Raw genomic sequence first — 19,178 nt, forward strand, 5'->3', positions numbered from 1 at the left:
AAGATAAATTGAGATTTGTAGAGATTAAGAGATAATGGACAGAATAGCAAATCCTAGAAATGACAAATGACAAAGCTCAAATGTCAAATCAAGCCCAAAATCCAAAAATTTAAAGTTTTAAGTGTTAAGATTTAAGTAGAAAACAAAGGCGAAACAGGCAGGAAGGGGAAGCTTAAAACTTGATACTCAAAACTGTTTTTGGCATTTAGACATTTGGATTTTGAAATTTGGATTTTAGGGGATAGATTTCATGTCAACAAGGAACCAATTTTATAAATTCCTATACATACATGAACTAATTTACTACTACCCCTTTAATTCCTATCAGTATTAAATGAAAAAGACAACTGCTATTTTAGTCTTCGGATTAGTTCCTATTCTATCTACCTTCCCTTTTATTTTGAGCATAAATAATGTCCTTCCCTATTTCCCGTTTTATCCTATTTTTGATTTATCTCACTCAGACAGTATGCGAGATGTTTATGGTCTATGGTTGTTTAAACAACTTCTGATGAAAAAAATCTGCTCAACTTGGACAGATTTTATATTTTATCCCATAGGAATAAACCTCAGCCTTTATCTAACCCAAATTTTCTTTTTGGGATTGCTTAGCTCATTATTATCTTTTGTTTTCTCCTGGATTACTATTTATAATATTTTGTTACTACTTGCCTTTTGGGGAATAGGATATTTTACTTACTGTTTGGCGAGAAATGCTGGCTTGGAAAAAAATATAGCCATTATCTCAGGACTGAGTTTTCAAATGTCGCCTTGGACATATGCCAATGTTTTAAGTCATCTTTTTGTGCTCTGGGCAGTTTGTGGTTTTATATTATATGCCATTGCCCTTACTTCTATTATTTCAGCTACTAAAAACCAAGAAAGAGTGCCTTGGCGTTATTATCTTTTAGGAAGTTTTGGTTTTTTTTTAACCTTTACTACTTATGTTTATTTTACTATTTTTATCGCTATTTTTAGTGCCCTTGTAGTTATATGGTATGGCTGTAAAAGCTTAAAAACTTGGAGTATGTTTCTAAAAAATATGTTTAAGCTAGCCTTATTGAGTATAATTCTGGTATGTCCTTTTTTACTAATAATCTTTTGTTATTTGCACAAAGCGGGCACTGAGGTCTTGGCTGTGCCTTTATCCTTGGCCAATAAATGGTCAGTAGACTTGGTTTCCTATTTTTTACCCAGCGAATTCAACCCTATTTTTAAATCCTGGGTTTTTCCTATTAAGCAAAATTTTTCTGGCAATGTAGCTATCCAATCGGCCTTTATCAATCCCGTTATTTTGTTATTTGGCGTTTTAGGTCTTTTGAATTCAAAAAATAAGATTAAATCTTTATGGTTTTTAGTCTTTTTGCTCTTTTTTTCTCTTTCTTTAGGCCCATTTCTGAAAATTAATGGACACACTTATAATCTACCCTTGCCTTATTGTCTCCTTCATGTCTTGCCTATTTTTCAAGCCATTAGGGATTGCAGTATGATGACCGGTATAGCCCATCTAGCTATGAGCATTCTTTTTGGTTTGGGAATAAGTGCATATTACCAAAGATTTTTGGGAAAACATAAACATTTTATAATGAGTATTTTGTTGTTTTTAGGTTTTATATTATATGTGAATTATTATTTCACATATACCACCCCTAATTTATCGCCAGGTTATAAAATTATCAAAAATGCTCCTAGAGATAAAACAGTATTGGAACTTCCTTATGACCCTTATCGTTATGCTAATTTTTATGCCCAAATGTATCATCACAAACGTTTAATCAATGGTATGGGATTAAGGCTGTCACCTTTTTATAATAATTATTTTGAACAGATTTGGCAAAATATTTTAGCTATTCCCAAGCAAACTATAGCTGCCCTTAATTTAGGCTACATTATCGTGCATAAAGATGGGTATAACTGTAAAACTACCACTTCCTCCTTAGGACAAGAAATCTGGAGCGATAAAAAAATCTCCATTTTTAAGGTATCTTCATCAGGATTAAATATTAAACAATATTTTTTAGATTTTTCTTCAAAAGAAAAAACATTTGCCATTTTTAAGGGACTATCCTCTCCTGAAATAAGTGCAGAAACCCCTCCGCGAACCTTTAGATGGTCTTCAGAGAAAAAGACGGAAATTTGGTTTTATATCTCGCCAAAAGATACACAAAAAATAAATTTTTTAGAAATCTTTGTTTATCCATTTGTGCCCCCGTTTAGGCAAACGCAAGTTATGACTGTATTTTTAAATCAATATAAAATAAAATCCTTAAATTTAGAAAAAAAATGGACATTATATAGATTGAAAGTTAAAGATAGATTAAAACCTGGCTTGAACAAGCTCAGTTTTGAATACAGCCATGTCTTTAGGCCATGTGATTATTATTCAGAAAGTAAAGATGATAGAACCTTGGCTGTGGCCTTTGATTTTTTGAGGCTCAAGTGAATGTATAATTAAACCACCCTTGCCCCAAAAAGCCTTTTCATTCTTTCCAAGGCAAAGATATGGGCGTTTTTATCAAAGTCTGCTACTCCTTTTTCATGGATATAAATCTCATAATCCCTTTCACATAAATCACTTACTGTTTCCATCACACAGATAGAAGTGCACACTCCTACTATATGGACTTGAGTGATATTTTCCTTCTTTAAAATCTGTTCCAGATTAGTATTAAAAAAACCGCTGAAGTGTTGTTTGGGGACAATATAATCTTTTGGAGCTGGAGATAATTCAGGCACAATTTCCGCTCCTTTTGTTCCCTTTATACAGTGAGGAGGAAACCGTTTAAATTCTCTATCTTCTGGTTCATGTTGGTCAGCAACATAGATAATAACTGCTCCTTCCCTTCTTTTAGTTTCAATCAATTTTTTTATATAAGGAATAATCTTTTGGGCAGCTTCGCCACAATAAAGAACACCTTCAGGACTTACGAAGTCATTTAACATATCTATTATTAAAACAGCCTGTTTAGACATTAGTTTTGGGGTCTTTTAAAAGTCTTTTGCGTCCAAATAGGAAGTAACATAATCCACCTATACAGGGAATAAAGATGACAAACAATAACCAGAGAAATTTTCCATAAATATTCTTTATTTCTTTAGTCATTAATTCAATAATTGCCCAGAAAGTGGGTATCATAGGTATTAAAAAAATAAGAATTAATAAACCCCACTTAAGCATTTTCGGTAAATGTTTTAAATATTAACCTATATGCTCACTACCCATCTTATATCTCAGGGAAGAAGCAATTTTGCCAGTTATTGGCTGGTTGCAATCAAATAAGTCTATTTTTAGACTGCTTCTACTGCTTTTACTTCAGAAATTTGCTTTTTTAAATAAGCTTCTACACCCATTTTCAGAGTCATCTGAGACATAGGACAGCCTGCACATGCCCCTTTTAATCTAACTTTGACTATTCCATCTATCACATCTACTAATTCAATGTCACCACCATCTGCTTGAAGAGAAGGTCTTACTTTATTTATGGCCATCTGCACCCTATTTTTTAAATCACTCACTTTCTTTCTCCTTTAACATAAATTGGGGGACACTTAAAAATCCCCCTTTATGGACTTTGGGGTTATAATATTTAGTGTGCATTTTTCTCCACCTAGCTTCAATTAAAGCTTCATCAGCCATTACTGGGTCATATTTAAAGCTTCCCAATATAAAACTCCACATCCCACCAGGATAGCTAGGAATGGCATAAACATAAATCCGCACAATGGGATATATATCTTTTAAAAAATCACATAATCCCTTTATAAACTGTTCATGCAAATAAGGAGACTCACTCTGAATCACCATTATACCATCCTCATTTAAAACCTCAACCAAATCTTCTTGAAACCCTTTTTCATAAAGAACTTTGGCCGGTCCTACTGGGTCAGTAGAATCAATAATCACTATATCATATTTGGAGCGATTTTTCTTGACATACCATCTTCCATCACTAATATGAATCTTCACCCGTTTATCCCTCAATTTATTACTTACTGAGGGGAAATACCTTTGGGCCACTTTGATTACTTCAGCATCAATTTCCACCAAATCTAACTCTTGCACCATTTCATGTTTCAAAATCTCCCTTACACTACCCCCATCACCTCCACCAATGACTAACACCCTTTGAGGACAAGGATGGGTAAAAAGGGCAGGATGCACAATTAATTCATGATAAACATATTCATCTCTCTCAGTAAGTTGGACACACTGGTCTAAAATTAACGCCTTACCTAAATTTTTGAATTTTAGAACATAAATCTCTTGGTAAGATGAGTGCTCATGGTAAAGAATGTCTTCCACCAAAAATCCAAGCCTTAATCCATTTATTTCTTCGTAAAACCAACCATCATTTTTGTTCAGCATCTGAATAAGAATCACCCCGATGAAAATCCAAGACATGCATTTTTTTAGGTTTTAAATATTGCTTGACCACAGAAACTACTTCTTCTGGTCTTACATAAGGAACACAGGTATAAATGTCTATGGCTGCATATCCTATTTCAGGCCATGAGTGAACGCTCATGTAAGACTCCTTCAATAGGGCTACTGCACTCAGTCCTTGAGGATTAAATTTATGGGTCTTAAGCTCTACTAACGTTGTACCGGAGACTTCTACCGCTTTTTCCAGCATTCCTTTTATAAGCACCTCGGAATTTAAAACCCTTCCATTACACCCCCACAATTCCAAAATTAAATGCTTCCCCATCCATGCCATTTCACCCCCCTTAATTTAAAAATTTACTTCTTTAAGGACAAGTTACATAAGCCTCCTGATCGTAATAAAGTTCTCTCTGCCAATCCACCTTGCCCCTTACCAAAGGTTGAGGTGAATTTACTGCATAAATCCGAAACAGATTAGAAGTATAAAAATCCACCTCTGGGATTTTAATTTCTACAGGTGCTTCTTTGACTACCTTTAATTCCAAATTCAAAATGTCGTCTCTTTCTAAAAGATAAGTGTGAAACCCCCGCACAATATCGGTAATGGTAAACCCCATTTCTAAAATGTCTTTTTGTATATTCCACCATTTTTGACGTGATGCTTCTAAATGTGTCAACCCAAAGTAACCTATAGAACCTTCTCCTTTTAAGGCTTCAACACACCGAGAAAGGAATAAACGAAGACCCCCTATGGTCTCTACAGGGTCTGTCAAAAAAACATCATATTTGCCTTTAAATTGGTCAGGAAGGGGCTCTCTAACGTCATAACGAATTACTTCAAGATTATTCCAACCTTTTAAAGCTGCTTTCTTTTCAATAAAGTTTAAAATCCTTTGATCAATTTCTAAAACAGTGACTTGTTTTGGAAAACCTGAAGCAAGCAGGGCTAAAGAAGTTAAGTCATCATCTCCCAATAAAATAATATTTTTACCTTCTATATCCCCAAGTTGATACATAAAAATCACCCGTGCTACCGTATCTGTGGAGTCAACATAGCCTTGGTCGTATTCTGAAATCGCCTTAGGACGTTCAAAAGTTAAGCTCTCAAATTCTTTTACTAACCATTTGAAAGGAGATAAAGTAACAGTTTTACCATGACACTCAGGACACATAGCAGAATTAAAAACTGAAATCCCTAAATCCTTAGCTTCTTCTCTTCCTTTTGAAGTGAGATAAAATAAATTGTTTTTATATTCTAAGATTTTATTTCTTAGGAGATTTTTTAAGGTTTTTTGAACGGTGGGTATATCAACATCAATATACTTGAGGAGCTTCCAATATGTCAAGGGTTGAGCTAATAAAAACCGTAATACAAAGCTCTTAACCCTTGTTTCTGCCAATCTATCCTCCTCTTCTGATATACTTTACATCGGTCTTCTATCATAAGCAGTTGTTTTTTACATGATTTTATGGAAATGTCAAGTAGCCAAAAAACCAGGCAGTATGATAACATGAAAAAGTTGTGCACCTTGGTAGTAAGGCCTGCCTGACAGCAGGCAGGTTGGAATTTTATCCAAAAATCAATCACGGATTTTGGGCCATTTTTGCTATTGACATTTGATAAAGAAGTGAGTATAAAGAATATACCCACCTGAGAGGTGAAGTGGAAATTTTAACTTTTTGTAGCCAAAGAATATAGTTCTTTTATATGTTTGAGATTATGGCCAATTGAGGGTAAATCTGTATTATCCATGAGTTTAGAGTCTTTGTTAAACTTAAGTGAAGGATGTAAATATTCAGATAGTCACAATAAGAGAATTTACACAAGATTTAAATTAGAGGATATAAGACATCACAACTCAAGAAATTTTTGATATGTAGGTTTATTTAAAATTCTGGCTACTGGAAATACTTGTAAAAATAATCCCATTTTTGACAGATAAGTGGATTGATTTACTAAAAATATTTTTTGTGAGGAAGTAAAGATGAATTTAGCTCAACTAAAAGCAATGAAGATCAACTCCTTAATTGAACTGGCAAAGGAATTAAATATAGAAGGTGCCCCTGGGATGAGTAAACAGGCGTTGATCTTTACTCTTTTGCAGACGCAAGCAGAAAGAAATGAGGCTATTTATGGTGAGGGGGTGTTGGAAATCCTTCCTGATGGTTTTGGTTTCTTACGTTCTCCTTATAATAATTATTTGCCTGGACCTGATGATATTTATGTCTCTCCCTCTCAAATCAAAAAATTTGGTCTGCGCACAGGGGATACCGTAAGCGGAGAAATACGACCTCCCAAGGAGGGAGAGAAATATTTTGCTCTAGTAAGGGTGAAAAGCATCAATTTCGAAGTTCCAGAGAAGGCAAGGGAAGTAATTTTATTTGACCACTTAACTCCTTTGTTCCCTAACCAAAAAATCCATTTAGAGTATACGCCTACTAATTATTCTACCCGAATTATGGATTTACTCACACCCATAGGAAAAGGTCAGCGGGGACTCATTGTGGCTTCTCCTCGGACAGGGAAGACTATGCTTTTAAAAGATATTGCTCACGCTATTGAGACTAACCATCCAGAAATTTTTCTCATTGTTTTACTCATAGATGAAAGGCCTGAGGAAGTGACAGATTGGCAACGTACTGTTAAGGCAGAAGTAATTAGTTCTACCTTTGATGAACCAGCTCACCGTCATATTCAAGTAGCCGAAATGGTAATAGAGAAGGCGAAAAGACTAGTAGAATACAAAAAAGATGTAGTAATTTTACTAGATAGTATTACCCGTTTGGCTAGGGCTTATAACACTGTAGTACCTGCCAGTGGCAAAATTCTCTCGGGAGGGATAGATGCTCATGCCTTGCACCGGCCTAAACGGTTCTTTGGAGCTGCTAGAAATATTGAAGAAGGTGGCAGTTTAACTGTTATTGCTACTGCTTTGATTGAAACAGGTAGCCGTATGGATGAAGTCATCTTTGAGGAGTTTAAAGGGACAGGAAACCTGGAAATTCATCTAGATAGGCGTTTAAGTGATAAGCGTATTTTCCCTGCTATTGATATTAATAGGTCAGGAACAAGAAGGGAAGAATTGCTCACAGACCCCAAATATCTCCCTCGCATTTGGCTTCTAAGGAAACTCTTATCACCGCTAAATCCAGTGGATGCTATGGAATTTCTTTTAGAAAAAATAAAGATGACTGAAACAAATGAAGAGTTTTTAAATTCTATGAATCAATAACCCTACCAATTTCTTAAAAAAATTGTAAAATGTGTTTAAAGGAGGTGTGGTTATGAAAGAAAAAATTCATCCCCCATATTATCGGACTAAAATCAGGTGTGCTTGTGGTTTTGAATTAGAAGTAGGTTCTACCAAAAAAGACATTAAGGTAGAAATTTGTTCTCATTGCCATCCTTTTTTTACAGGTAAGGAAAAATATATTGATGCTGCTGGTCAGATAGAAAAGTTTAAGAGGAAATACGGAATTGTTGACAAAGAATAATGGATATTTGGCAAAAATTAGAGGGAATAGAAAACAAATTTGTAGAATTAGAGAAGCTCCTGGCAGATTCAGAGGTATTGAAAGACACCGAAAAATACCGTCAATATGCCAAGGAACATGCAGATTTATCTAAAATTGTTCAAGTTTATCGGGAATATAAAAAATTACAAAAAGAGTTAGAAGAAAATAAAGAGCTCCTCTTGGATAAAGATGAAGAATTACGCAATTTGGCCAAGGCAGAAATCTCTACGCTAAATAAAAAAATAGCAGAAAAAAAACAGGAACTTAAAATCTTACTTCTTCCCAAAGAATCAGCAGATGAAAGAAATATTATTTTTGAAATACGAGCAGGAACAGGTGGCGAAGAAGCTGCCCTTTTTGCAGCAGACCTTTTTAAAATGTATACAAAATATGCAGAGAACAAGGGATGGCGTGTTGAAATGTTAAGTTCCCACTTTACTGGCATGGGTGGAATAAAGGAAATCATCGCTGCCATTGAAGGAAAGGGGGCATATAGCCGTTTGAAATATGAAAGCGGGGTGCATCGGGTTCAACGTGTCCCTGAGACAGAGTCTCAAGGAAGAATTCACACCTCTGCTGTAACTGTAGCTGTTTTGCCAGAGGCTAAAGAAGTAGAGATAGAAATTGACCCTAAAGATTTGAAGATTGACTTGTTTCGCGCCTCTGGTCCTGGTGGACAGCACGTAAATGTGACAGATTCGGCGGTAAGAATTACCCACTTACCTACTGGTATTGTGGTTCAGTGTCAAGATGAGCGTTCCCAATACAAGAATAAGGCTAAGGCTATGAAAATCTTACGAGCTCGTCTTTTAGAAAAGAAGCGTCAAGAACAAGAACAACAAATGGTTGAGGAACGTCGGAGCCAAGTAGGCACTGGAGATAGGAGTGAGAGAATTCGCACTTATAATTTTCCTCAGGGCCGGGTTACAGATCACCGCATCGGTCTTACCCTGTACCGGCTGGAGGAAGTCTTGGAGGGAGATTTGGATGAAATCATTGATGCCCTCATCGCTCATTACCAGGCTGAGGCTTTAAAAAAGATGTAACCCGAAATTACCTTAACTTTTAAATTCCATTGCCAAAATAAAATCCAATAAAAACAGACATGAATGCAGGAAATTGGCAAAACAAGTATCCTGTCTGCGGGGCAAACAGGTTTTAGGACTTTTGCAGGAGCTTCTTTTGATGTTTGTGGTTTCACCTTTTAGGTGACAGTGATACTTCAAGATTAACTTCACTAACCGTCTTGTATTCACGAAGTCGCCGAAGGCGATTTGCCGAAGGCAAGCGAAGCGCAGCGTGAATACTTTGTTACTTTGTTAAGCGTCATTTTCTCCTCCTTTCGCAGTTGTAGTGGAATTGGGGTCAAACTTACAAAATACAGTTAAGAAAATAGAAAACGGAAAACAGAAATTCCCAGTTCCCATTTCCCAATTTCCAATTCCCATTTCCAACGTGCCAACGTTCTAACGTGCAAACGTGTAAACGTGCTAACGTTCCAATTTAACAGAAGGCGATTTTGCATTTTTCAATTCGCATTCTGCATTGTGCCATTGCGCTTAACCATTTATAGTTTAGCAGATTGCTCCGTTAAGCCATCAAGACCAAGCCCTTTCAGGGTGGCTTTCGCCAGTCTTGATGGCACTTCGCAATCTGCTTTTTAAAAACTAGAGTTGGTTGAAAGGAAAAAGTTTTTTCCCTTTAATTAATTATTAAGGTTAAAAATATTAAAGAGTAAGGCAAAAAAAGTTTTTCTTTAAGGGACTATTTTTCTGTCAAGCCTGTCGGCAGACAGGCAGGGAGAAGCGCAGTGACCTGTCTGCCAACAGGCAGGGCTGCGGAATGCAGGCAGGTGGGTTTTCTTTTAAAGTAATTACGGATTTTGGGTAAAGAAAATTATCTACAGATTTTAATGATCATGATAACTGCTTTCCCACACACCTACTTGAAAGTGGGACAGATTTAAGGTATATTCAAGAGCTACTGGGGCATAAAAGCTCTAAAACAACTGAGATTTACACCCATGTGCGTGAGCAGGACATTGGCGGATTAAGAGTCCATTGGACACCATAGGGAAGGGAGGTAATGAGGTTACAAAGAAGTGAATTCCCTACTTTATGTACAGAAAGTTAAGTTCTTCCAGAGCAAGGTATAAACGACCCCATTCTATTATTTTAAGTTGGGCGAAATTTTGCTTGGCTTATTCGGATCAATTGCAAAGCTAAGTAGGATAGCTAAGAAATCAAAATTAAATCATGTTCGAAATCAGCTTGTGTGGAGCTACTAGCAATGGTAACAATTCCTACTATAAGAAGTTTTTTAGAGTTTGGTTTAAAGAGAGGAAAGGCAATGAAACGCTTTTTGTTCAATTTTAATATCGCTTATCTCTATGCCTTTATTGCTGGTATTTTAGTTTCGCTGGCAATTAACCTTTTTACCAGCGCACTTTTAACGACAAGCTTACCAATGAGTATTCATAGAGTATATGGGATAGCCTTATCTCTCTTTATTTCCTCTATCGGTGCTTTTGGAGTGAGCGCACTTTTAGAGAATGCACGAGGTGAGTGGGAGTCAGCAGGCTCTCCCTACAAATTGAAGAGAGATTTTATAGAGAGAAGAAAGTATATAGTTTGGATGTATTTTTCGTTGGCAATTTTCCTTAGCGGGGTTATATGTTCTGTACTTTTGTACATTTGGAGGAAATAGAGAATGGGTGAAATGCTACATCTTGAAGATGTGATGAAGGATTCTCGTAAAGGGTGGCCAACTTTCGATGATTTGCAAAAGAAAGAAGTTCTCCTTGACGAAAAACTTATTAAAAAAGTTGAGGGCCTACTGCAAAGCAACCGGCGCTGCCTTATTAGAGGTGCCGAAGGGAGAGGCAAGACAGTTTTAGCAAGAGTTATAGGTTCTAATAAGTTCAAAAAAAATTGGAAAGTATATTTTATTGATATCCGCGAACTCAGGAAAGAAGATATTAATAGTATATGCCGTCAGATTGAAGCACTTGGAGAACAGAAAACTTTATTTATTATAGAAAATGCTCATGCCTCTTTAGATGAAATAACCCCCAAACTTATAGAGCTTGCAAATAATTGTCAAAAGCCTTCTTTTATCTTTACCTTAAGAAAGATATTCCCTGGGAAGGAATCACTTCTTATAATAAATCCTTTTGAGGAGTATGAAGAAAAAGGATGGTATGTAGATTTAAGTCCGGATTTAGGAATGATGCTAGGAATTATCACAACATTTATTTCAGCGAGAAATATACCTTATTCTCTTACGGAAGAAGATAAATCTTGGATAAAAAGAGAATTTGGGGAACAAAAGGCAAATTTGCGTAGGTTCAGATGGTATCTTGAGACATGGAGTGAAATAGGCGGTCCTCTTCATTCTGTACCCAAAGAGAAGGTTTTAGAGAGAGTGTTAAAGCAATTCCTCATCAGAGAGTTTAATACTGAGCTTCAAAAAATGCTAATCAAAATTTCAGCAGTATTCCAATTTGATGTAAGTTTCCATGGGGAGAATTTTGAGAAAAATATTCTAACAGAGCTTACTGAAAGGGGCGTCATAACATTCTTACCAGGAAATTATTATAGAATGCAACACTCTTCAGACGCAGCTTATGTCATAGAAGCTGAAGCAATTCTAAGGGAAACAAAGGAGCCTGAGGTTCTTACCGCTGATATTTTAAAACAGTACCTGCAAAAGAAACCTGTCAATTTTCTTGAATTAATGGGTGGTATATATCGCAATAAACAAAAGCTTATCTTGTCTCAAATCTTTAAAGACCAAGAAACGTATAACACCATTTTTGGTATGATTAAGCAAGATGGTATCAGAGCTGTAAGTTCTGTCCTTCGTTATATAACTTGGGCCTGTGGCAAAGAAAAAGGATTAGAGTTTTGGTCTCAGTATAAGAAATTATGGGGCGATTCTCCAAAGGAACAAGGAGAAAAACTTAAAGAGAAACTAACTGGAGCATCTCTTATTGAAGTTGAGTTCCTACTTTTATTTTTAAGCAGAGTCGATGCTAATGAAAAAGATTGGTTAGCAACCGAGGCATTAGATGAGGATGTTTTAGTTAAAAAGGCAAAAGAGGCCTCATTTTCAATTATTCCAAATTTAATCAGATTATTACCTCACGAGAAAGCTTCACGGGTCATTTCTAAACTCAACCCAAACGATGTAGCGGAAAAGGCAAAAGCCGCTACCGCCCAAAGGATAATGTGGTTTTTGAAGTACTGCTTACAAGATCCCTTCAGCATAAATTTTGTAAAATCATTTTTAATAATTCTTCATAAAGATGGCAAGCTAATAGAGAAGCTCAAAAATTCAGAGCTAAGTGTAATATTAAATTGCCTAGGTATTATTAAAAATATAGATCCTGAGGTATACAAAGACATCAAAGATAATATTTCGCCACATTGGTTGCAAATATGGCTTTCTTCAAGTCTGAGTAGAGTTGCCAACCGACTTTATAGGTATCGTTGGTGTGTTGGAGAGCCAAAAAGATTTGCACAATCAGTAGTAAATAGTTTAGCTTCAAAACCACTTGGTGAACCAATTAAGAGGTTATATAGCCAACCTGAAACAAAGCCTCTTAAAGTCTTGGGCAAGTTATTAAATTCAGCTTATCAGGTTGCCTTTGAAGATGAAAAACATGCAGTGGAAAGGATCGCACAACAAATAGTAGATAATCTCAATTTAGAGATGCAACAAAGGTATACTATTGAGCAACTTTCCTTATTACTAAACAATGTTAAAATGTGTAGTGAAGAAACATGGCGTCAGCTGTGTAGTAGAATTCTATCAGAATTAGACTTAGTTGATTATATAGGTATCCCCTTTGATAAAGGATTGGCCGCGCTTATGTGGAATATCTATCAATATAGCGAGGAAAAGGGGCAGGAATTAGCTGATGAGATATTCAAGTTAGATTTCAATAGACTTTTGGATAACTCAGAGACTGAAGCAATAAGTAGACTCCTTTGGAATCTGCTTCAGATTAATAATTTAAAAGTTAAAAACTGGATTGAGAATATAGATAACGAAAAATGGCTTTCAAAAGCTCTATTATCTTCAAGACGTGATGCTTTTCGGCTTTTATGGAGCTTATGTCATGCCGATGAAGAAAAAGGAAAGGCAATAACACGTTCTCTTGCGAATAAAATATTGCCTACCTTTACGGCATTAAAGGTCGAAGACTTGCCTCTTCTTGGTTTTTTTATATTTTGCGGTATTTCGTTTAACTTAAACGTATCCTCCCTTTCGCCTTATGAAATTGCAGAAAAGTTTAGCGAGGAATTAAGCTTAAGTGAGCTGGCCTTTTGTATTTACTTGCTTAAGGAGAAAAATAATAAGATAATAAAAGAATTTTTAAAAGAGTTAAGCAGATTCTTATTTATAAGATTTCCCACATTTTCAATACAAGAAATTATAGAAAAGTATCCGTTTGATATTACAAAGAATTTGCTTAAGGAAATCCTCAGGGATTTCGACCTCCCAAAAGAGCCAGATTCAACTTTTGCTGAAATGGTTTCTTTGACCAAAGTTTATTTAAAAGAGAGGGGCAAAACGAAGATAGCTTTTAGTCAATTAAAAGATTTCTTTCTCAAGAACCCTCCTGATGGCTCTATTTTTAAATCTGCAGATGACTCTACTAAGTGGCTTAGTATAGCTATAGAATATGGAATTTATCTTACAGAGCAAGTTCCCCATTATAAAAATCCATCTTGGATAGTAACATTATTATCTCTTAATAAGGATAGTAGTTTTGTTTCATCTTTCTGGGAAAATGAGGTATAAGATAATCATTACCAAGCAAAACATTTGCCTAACAGCGGATAAAAGGGAAATCAAAGATTTCCCCAAATTACCCTATCGGGCAACTTCTTTTATCCGCAATACGTCAGATTGTGTAAAAAGTCAAAAAATTTGATTAAGTGTCGCAAAAAGTGGGAGAAAGAGGTAAAATACTGATAAAAAGTGGTTTAGTAAACCCAATTTGTAATCAAATAATGTGGAATAGTGGGAAAATAAAAATTCAAAATTAGTTATCATCTATGAAAAAGTTATGCAACCCCTTTTATACCAAAATCAAAATTTTTGGACCATTCATCTATCCGTACCCCTATGCACACATTAACTATTTGGTAGCGCTCCCCTAATCATACTGAGAGCCTTTAAAGGCTAAAAAATCAAAGAGGGCAACCGCTAAAAACAAATTTCTTTTTCATACTGTGCGTAAGGTCATTTACTATATTTATAAGTTTTCTTTTGGAGTTATTACGGATTTGGGAGAATCTTTTAACTTTAGACCATATTTCTGGCAGAGTTTTTTTAAAGAATCGTGCAAATTCTTAGCTGTTTCTCTTGCCTGTTCAAACTTTTTATTTGCAGATTTTAAAATTGCTTCGTCTTTTTTCTCCAAAGCCGAAAGTAACATGGTAAAAGCTTGATAATACATCTCTGCCGTTTCTATGTATGTCTTATGGAAATTTTTGACTTCCTCTGTGCTTGGCTTAATATTTTTGAGCTTTTCCCGGAAATTGTTATAAGTAGGAATAACCTTATCTTTTAAAACATTATAAGTAGTGAGGTCATCTTTATAATTTTCGCCAGTAACGGATTCATAATATTCCATTGCTTCGGTTTCTAAGGGGGTTACTTTGGTAAGTTCAACATTGATGTAGTTCAACAAGTCTTGTGGGACTAAACCATTACCCCAAACTGAGGATAAAGGCACTAAAAATAACCATAAAAAGCCAATTATTACTCTCTTAGCGCCTCTTTTAAAGTGATAGCCCATACCTTCGAAAAGGGTAAAATTGGTGCCGGGGCCCAGAATCGAACTGGGGACACACGGATTTTCAGTCCGTTGCTCTACCGACTGAGCTACCCCGGCTAAGGCTAGCTTATAAAAACCCCAAACAGTTGTCAAGGGATTTAGAGCATAAATTGTGTCTCAAGTTCCCTTCTGCTTGACCTAGGTATTAATTTTTACTATGATGGGAGGAAAATGAAAACCGCCATTTTATTATTTTTATTGCTGACAATAACAGTAACCAGTGTTTATGGCTTAAGTTTGACCGAAGAAGCTATGGATTCCTTTAGGAATGAAGATTATGATGCTGCTATTAAAACAGGGCTAAAGGCCATAAAGGCTGAAGGTGGTTTTGATGCCCATCTAATCACAGGTGCAGCTTATTATAAAAAAGGCAAGCCTGATAAAGCTATACCGTATCTAGAAAAGGCAAAAACACTAGCCCAAACCCAGGAAAAATTTGCAGCAGTTTATAATTTCCTGGGTCTAAGTTACTGCAGTGTGGGGAAAACAGATAAAGCACTTTATTACTTCTCCCAACAGTTAAAAATAGCAAGAGAACTAGGTGATAAAAAAGCCATGGCCTCAGGTTTAAACAATATTGCGGGTGTCCTTCGGGATAAGGGTGAATTAGAGAAAGCCCTTGGATATTATAAAGAAAGTTTACAATATGTGTCTACCAAGGATCTAGTAGCCCTAGGCACCATTCACAATAATATAGGTAATATCTATGCAGTTAAGAAAGATTACCTTAAGGCCATAGATTACTATAAAAAGGCCATAAATTACGCCCAAGAAGGTGGATATTATCTGGGAGTAGGCCCTATGAAATTAAATCTAGGAGAAAGTTATCGAAAGGTAAAAGATTACTCAAATGCCCAAAAGGAACTCCTTAAGGGGCTAGAAATGGTTCAGGGGGCGGGGATCAGGATTTGGGAGGCCACAGGTTGCCTTTATTTAGCCAAACTATATCGTGACTTAGGTCAATATGAAACTACCAAGAATTACGCTTTAAAGGCAAGAAAAATTTTTAAAGAGATAGGAATGCAAGATGGTTTTAATCAGGCTAATTTATTGTTATCATCAATTTCTCCTTGGGCAGTTTATTTAGAAACTTATAAAAATAAAGATGCTGCATATAAAAGGCTTCAAGTGCTCAGAGAGAAAGGTTATCAAGTAATGATAAAAGAAGGAAGGATACCTCAAAGAGGAACTTGGTATCGGATATTTATAGGTGGATTTAAAAATAAGGAAGATGCTTATAAAAAACGGGATGAAGTAAAAAAGGACTTCCCAGGTGCATGGGTAGGAAGTTTAGAATATAAATAGTTTATGGAAAAGAAACAATTTTTTTCCAATACTCATCCGCAGTTATTTAAAGAAGTTTGGCAAGCCTTAAAAAAAGGTAAGAAGAAAAACCATCCTTATTGGAACTATATGGTCAAAAGCATTGAAGCACATAAGGAGTTTATTCCATTTTTAGAAGGAAAACAGAAGACATTGCCTTTAGCGTCTCCTGAGCCTTTTTTGCATCTTACTCTTCATACTGTGGTAGAAGAGTTATTGGACAAAAATGAATTATCTGAAGTGGGCTATTTTTATACAATTCAGAAAAAACGTGGTTTGTCTCACCATGAAATTGTCCATATGTTAGGGGCCATTCTTACTACTCAGCTATTTACTATCTTTAAAGAACAAAAATTTGATTTAGGGCTTTATAAACAAATACTTAAGGAATATGCCCATTATCCTCCAGAAATTTTTTGGGAAAAAATAGAGGAGGGATAAATGCAAAGATTGATTTTGTTTCTGATTGTTTTGTCTCCTACTCTAGCCTGGTCAGATACATTGTATCCTTTGGCTAGTTTGGATGCTCATTTAATTCCTAAAGGGCAGTGGGAATTTCGTTTAGGGGCAAAATATACCCAAAATAGGTGGTTTCCTTTTGAAAGAAAAAATACCCACCGTAAAGAACTCCACCTTCCCCAATTTGACTTAAACATTGGATTAGCCAATAATGTAGAAATACACTTTGATTACCCTTATATTTATCTTGATTCAGACCATACGGACAGTGACTGGGATGGTGGAGATTTAACCTTAGGGGTGAAAATAAATTTATTTAAAGATAAAAATAATTTTCCTGCTGTGTCTATTGATCTAAGCACTAAATTGCCCAATGGAGATTATGAAAAGCGATTTAGCACTAATGAAACAGACTTTTTTGCCTTGGCTTTGCTAGCTAAAAGATGGCATGATTTAAATGTTTTTCTTAATATGGGTCTAGGCATTATTGGCAATCCCCAAGTGAATGCCTCTCAGGATGATGTGTTTGTTTATGGAGTGGGATTTAGTTATGCACTTTGGCCAAACATTGATTTATTGACAGAAATACAAGGTTGGGCAGGCAGTAATCATGATAATAATTATGCAGTGGCCACTATGGGTATTCAATATTGGTATTTATCTCATTGGCGATTAGATGCTGGAGTGCATGTGGGCTTGAATGAACAAAGTGAAGACTGGGGAATTAGTATGGGTATAAGTTATCTCTGGGAATGGTAAAATTAAACAAACTAAAAGAAGCAGCCCAAATAATTCAATCTGCCCATTTTGGCATTGCCTTAACCGGAGCAGGGATTTCAGCAGAAAGCGGTATACCTACTTTTAGGGGCAATCAGGGATTGTGGCAGCGATATGATGCTCAAGAATATGCGCATATTGATAGTTTTCTAAAAAATCCATCTAAAGTATGGCGGATGTTTAAGGAGTTTGACCAGATTATGACCCAAGCCCGACCCAATCCTGCTCATTTAGTGTTGGCTGAGTGGGAAAAACGGGGATATTTAAAGGCCATTATCACCCAAAATGTAGACAATTTACATCAAGTAGCAGGTTCCAAAAAGGTAATAGAGTTTCACGGCAATGCCTTTCGTTTGCGTTGTTTACAATGTGGGCGTATTTATAAAAAGACAGAAATTACCTGGGAGGATGTCCCCTGCTGTGAATGTGGAGGAGTGCTTAAACCAGATGTAGTGTTTTTTGGTGAAAGGATTCCGTTTGAGGCCTTACTTGAAACCCAGAAATTGATAGATGCCTGCGATGTGATGTTAGTTATTGGAACCTCGGCTGAAGTAGCACCTGCCAATTTTTTACCTGATGAGGCCAAAAGACAGGGAGCCAAGATTATAGAAATAAACATCCACTCTACCCATCTAACGGAAACAATAACAGATATATTCTTAACAGGAAAGGCAAGTGAAGTATTGACAGAACTGGCACAAATCATAGGCACTTGCCCTCCTAAACAATCTTGATTATTATTGAGGCCAGCATGAAGGCATTGGTGGTTTTGGAAGACGGAACTGTGTTTGAAGGAAGGTCGTTTACCGTCTCGGGTGAGGCCTTAGGTGAGGTAGTGTTTAATACCAGTATGATGGGATACCAAGAAATCCTGACAGACCCCTCTTATAAAGGACAGATTGTTACTATGACCTATCCCTTGATTGGAAACTATGGCATAAACCAAGAAGATATAGAATCAGCTAACGTTCAAGTAGAAGGTTTTATCGTTAAGGAATATTGTCCTTTTCCTAGCAACTGGCGGAGTGAAAAAACCTTGGCAGATTATTTAAAAGAGGCATCTATTTTGGGGATCGAAGGAGTAGATACTAGGGCATTAACCCGCCATATCCGTTTACAAGGAGCAATGAAGGGGATTATTTCTACCAATAACTTAAATATAAAATCCTTACTAAAAAAGGTAAAGGCTTTTCCTGGCTTGATTGGAAGAGACTTGGCTACTCCTGTTTCCTGTAAACATCCATTTTTATGGCAAGGAGGGAAGTGTTTGAAAGTAAAAAATTGGGGGGCATCTGTTTGGCCAGATAAGACTAAATATAAAGTAGTGGCCATAGATTGTGGAATGAAATTTAATATTTTGCGTGAAATGGAAAAAAGAGGGTGTGAAATCTTGGTAGTGCCAGCCAAGTTAAAGGCCCAGGAGATTTTAGACACCCGGCCTGATGGGATTTTTCTTTCTAATGGTCCAGGAGACCCCGCGCCTATTAAACATGTAATTGAACAAGTGAAAGCACTCATAGGGAAAAAGCCCATTTTTGGCATTTGTTTGGGACATCAGATTATTGGTTTGGCCATGGGGGGAAAGACATTTAAATTAAAATTTGGGCATCGTGGGGCCAATCATCCGGTAAAAAACCTAGCCACAGGTAAAATAGAGATTACCAGTCAAAACCATGGTTTTTGTGTAGATATTGATTCACTGAAGGGGACAGGGATGGAGGTCACCCACCTCAATTTAAATGACAATACCTTAGAGGGCATGCGACACGAAGCCCTGCCTTTATTTTCTGTGCAATACCACCCTGAGGCCAGTCCAGGCCCACATGACGCTAAATATCTCTTTGATGAATTTATTAGGATGATGTAAAG

The 19,178-nt window shown here is 36.3% G+C and carries 19 protein-coding genes and 1 tRNA gene; 12 read left to right on the forward strand and 8 right to left on the reverse strand.

The features are described from left to right. Positions 1-334 precede the first annotated feature (334 nt). Positions 335-2,443: a hypothetical protein gene (locus tag HS1_RS03295; RefSeq protein ID WP_066060862.1), complete on the forward strand. Its 2,109-nt coding sequence runs from the start codon at positions 335-337 to the stop codon at positions 2,441-2,443. Positions 2,444-2,451: 8 nt separating this feature from the next. Here the strand turns inward: HS1_RS03295 and HS1_RS03300 are convergent, their stop codons facing one another. The 6 genes from HS1_RS03300 to HS1_RS03325 form a co-directional block, all read right to left on the reverse strand. After that, the gene (locus HS1_RS03300; RefSeq protein WP_066060864.1) at positions 2,452-2,973 is read right to left on the reverse strand and encodes a cysteine hydrolase family protein; all 522 of its coding nucleotides are present in this window, start codon (positions 2,971-2,973) and stop codon (positions 2,452-2,454) included. Beyond that, positions 2,966-3,178, reverse strand: a complete 213-nt coding sequence (locus HS1_RS03305; RefSeq protein WP_066060868.1) for a PLDc N-terminal domain-containing protein — start codon at positions 3,176-3,178, stop codon at positions 2,966-2,968. Before HS1_RS03305 ends, HS1_RS03300 begins: the two co-directional genes overlap by 8 nt. Positions 3,179-3,288: 110 nt before the next feature. Beyond that, positions 3,289-3,489, reverse strand: a complete 201-nt coding sequence (locus HS1_RS03310) for a NifU family protein (protein ID WP_066066430.1) — start codon at positions 3,487-3,489, stop codon at positions 3,289-3,291. A 19-nt stretch (positions 3,490-3,508) separates the two neighbouring features. Further along, complete coding sequence (speE, locus tag HS1_RS03315; protein ID WP_066060872.1) at positions 3,509-4,366, reverse strand: polyamine aminopropyltransferase; 858 nt, start codon at positions 4,364-4,366, stop codon at positions 3,509-3,511. Further along, positions 4,350-4,718: an adenosylmethionine decarboxylase gene (speD, locus tag HS1_RS03320; protein WP_066060875.1), complete on the reverse strand. Its 369-nt coding sequence runs from the start codon at positions 4,716-4,718 to the stop codon at positions 4,350-4,352. The genes speE and speD overlap by 17 nt, the downstream gene beginning before the upstream one ends. 31 nt (positions 4,719-4,749) lie before the next feature. Next, entirely contained in the window at positions 4,750-5,784 is a 1,035-nt protein-coding gene (locus HS1_RS03325) for a bis-aminopropyl spermidine synthase family protein (protein WP_066060878.1), read from the reverse strand. A gap of 585 nt (positions 5,785-6,369) precedes the next feature. On the opposite strand from HS1_RS03325, the gene rho reads away from it, so the two are divergent. From rho to HS1_RS03350, 6 genes are all read left to right on the forward strand, one after another. Beyond that, a complete protein-coding gene (gene rho / locus HS1_RS03330) occupies positions 6,370-7,617 on the forward strand; it encodes a transcription termination factor Rho (protein ID WP_066060881.1) in 1,248 nt (415 codons plus the stop codon). Between the two features lie 52 nt (positions 7,618-7,669). Continuing rightward, positions 7,670-7,879, forward strand: coding sequence for a 50S ribosomal protein L31 (gene rpmE / locus HS1_RS03335; protein WP_066060884.1), 210 nt, complete (start codon positions 7,670-7,672; stop codon positions 7,877-7,879). A 5-nt stretch (positions 7,880-7,884) separates the two neighbouring features. Further along, positions 7,885-8,946, forward strand: coding sequence for a peptide chain release factor 1 (prfA, locus tag HS1_RS03340; protein WP_066066432.1), 1,062 nt, complete (start codon positions 7,885-7,887; stop codon positions 8,944-8,946). A 925-nt stretch (positions 8,947-9,871) separates the two neighbouring features. Next, positions 9,872-9,973, forward strand: a complete 102-nt coding sequence (locus HS1_RS13890) for a hypothetical protein (protein WP_420886055.1) — start codon at positions 9,872-9,874, stop codon at positions 9,971-9,973. A gap of 216 nt (positions 9,974-10,189) precedes the next feature. Then, positions 10,190-10,606 (forward strand): hypothetical protein, encoded by a 417-nt coding sequence (locus HS1_RS03345; protein WP_066060886.1) that lies wholly within the window; start codon positions 10,190-10,192, stop codon positions 10,604-10,606. Positions 10,607-11,323: 717 nt separating this feature from the next. Then, positions 11,324-13,708, forward strand: coding sequence for a hypothetical protein (locus HS1_RS03350; RefSeq protein WP_156469366.1), 2,385 nt, complete (start codon positions 11,324-11,326; stop codon positions 13,706-13,708). Positions 13,709-14,165: 457 nt separating this feature from the next. On the opposite strand, the gene HS1_RS03355 is transcribed toward HS1_RS03350, so the two are convergent. Both HS1_RS03355 and HS1_RS03360 read right to left on the reverse strand, forming a co-directional pair. Next, a complete protein-coding gene (locus HS1_RS03355; RefSeq protein WP_066060892.1) occupies positions 14,166-14,711 on the reverse strand; it encodes a hypothetical protein in 546 nt (181 codons plus the stop codon). Between the two features lie 20 nt (positions 14,712-14,731). Further along, positions 14,732-14,807: transfer RNA gene (locus HS1_RS03360), tRNA-Phe, on the reverse strand. A gap of 114 nt (positions 14,808-14,921) precedes the next feature. On the opposite strand from HS1_RS03360, the gene HS1_RS03365 reads away from it, so the two are divergent. Genes HS1_RS03365 through carA form a run of 5 tightly spaced genes read left to right on the forward strand, consistent with a single transcriptional unit; the run spans position 14,922 to position 19,176 of the window. Further along, the gene (locus HS1_RS03365; protein WP_066060895.1) at positions 14,922-16,055 is read left to right on the forward strand and encodes an SPOR domain-containing protein; all 1,134 of its coding nucleotides are present in this window, start codon (positions 14,922-14,924) and stop codon (positions 16,053-16,055) included. A gap of 3 nt (positions 16,056-16,058) precedes the next feature. Beyond that, on the forward strand, positions 16,059-16,514 hold the full coding sequence (locus tag HS1_RS03370; protein WP_066060898.1) for a DUF1841 family protein: 456 nt from the start codon (positions 16,059-16,061) through the stop codon (positions 16,512-16,514). Continuing rightward, positions 16,515-17,291, forward strand: coding sequence for a transporter (locus HS1_RS03375; protein ID WP_066060901.1), 777 nt, complete (start codon positions 16,515-16,517; stop codon positions 17,289-17,291). It begins immediately after the preceding gene. Next, positions 17,285-18,043 (forward strand): SIR2 family NAD-dependent protein deacylase, encoded by a 759-nt coding sequence (locus tag HS1_RS03380; RefSeq protein WP_066060903.1) that lies wholly within the window; start codon positions 17,285-17,287, stop codon positions 18,041-18,043. The genes HS1_RS03375 and HS1_RS03380 overlap by 7 nt, the downstream gene beginning before the upstream one ends. 17 nt (positions 18,044-18,060) lie before the next feature. Continuing rightward, positions 18,061-19,176, forward strand: coding sequence for a glutamine-hydrolyzing carbamoyl-phosphate synthase small subunit (gene carA / locus HS1_RS03385; protein ID WP_066060906.1), 1,116 nt, complete (start codon positions 18,061-18,063; stop codon positions 19,174-19,176). Positions 19,177-19,178 lie beyond the last annotated feature (2 nt).

Origin of the sequence: Candidatus Desulfofervidus auxilii (assembly GCF_001577525.1) — a bacterium.
GTDB classification, from domain to species: Bacteria; Desulfobacterota; Desulfofervidia; order Desulfofervidales; family Desulfofervidaceae; genus Desulfofervidus; species Desulfofervidus auxilii.

Excerpts from the sequence above, each read along its gene's own strand:
- HS1_RS03295 (WP_066060862.1), top strand. The coding sequence starts at position 335 with ATGAAAAAGACAACTGCTATTTTAGTCTTCGGATTAGTTCCTATTCTA.
- HS1_RS03300 (WP_066060864.1), bottom strand. The coding sequence starts at position 2,973 with ATGTCTAAACAGGCTGTTTTAATAATAGATATGTTAAATGACTTCGTA.
- HS1_RS03305 (WP_066060868.1), bottom strand. The coding sequence starts at position 3,178 with ATGCTTAAGTGGGGTTTATTAATTCTTATTTTTTTAATACCTATGATA.
- HS1_RS03310 (WP_066066430.1), bottom strand. The coding sequence starts at position 3,489 with ATGGCCATAAATAAAGTAAGACCTTCTCTTCAAGCAGATGGTGGTGAC.
- speE (WP_066060872.1), bottom strand. The coding sequence starts at position 4,366 with ATGCTGAACAAAAATGATGGTTGGTTTTACGAAGAAATAAATGGATTA.
- speD (WP_066060875.1), bottom strand. The coding sequence starts at position 4,718 with ATGGCATGGATGGGGAAGCATTTAATTTTGGAATTGTGGGGGTGTAAT.
- rho (WP_066060881.1), top strand. The coding sequence starts at position 6,370 with ATGAATTTAGCTCAACTAAAAGCAATGAAGATCAACTCCTTAATTGAA.
- rpmE (WP_066060884.1), top strand. The coding sequence starts at position 7,670 with ATGAAAGAAAAAATTCATCCCCCATATTATCGGACTAAAATCAGGTGT.
- HS1_RS03345 (WP_066060886.1), top strand. The coding sequence starts at position 10,190 with ATGGTAACAATTCCTACTATAAGAAGTTTTTTAGAGTTTGGTTTAAAG.
- HS1_RS03355 (WP_066060892.1), bottom strand. The coding sequence starts at position 14,711 with ATGGGCTATCACTTTAAAAGAGGCGCTAAGAGAGTAATAATTGGCTTT.
- HS1_RS03365 (WP_066060895.1), top strand. The coding sequence starts at position 14,922 with ATGAAAACCGCCATTTTATTATTTTTATTGCTGACAATAACAGTAACC.
- HS1_RS03370 (WP_066060898.1), top strand. The coding sequence starts at position 16,059 with ATGGAAAAGAAACAATTTTTTTCCAATACTCATCCGCAGTTATTTAAA.
- HS1_RS03375 (WP_066060901.1), top strand. The coding sequence starts at position 16,515 with ATGCAAAGATTGATTTTGTTTCTGATTGTTTTGTCTCCTACTCTAGCC.
- HS1_RS03380 (WP_066060903.1), top strand. The coding sequence starts at position 17,285 with ATGGTAAAATTAAACAAACTAAAAGAAGCAGCCCAAATAATTCAATCT.
- carA (WP_066060906.1), top strand. The coding sequence starts at position 18,061 with ATGAAGGCATTGGTGGTTTTGGAAGACGGAACTGTGTTTGAAGGAAGG.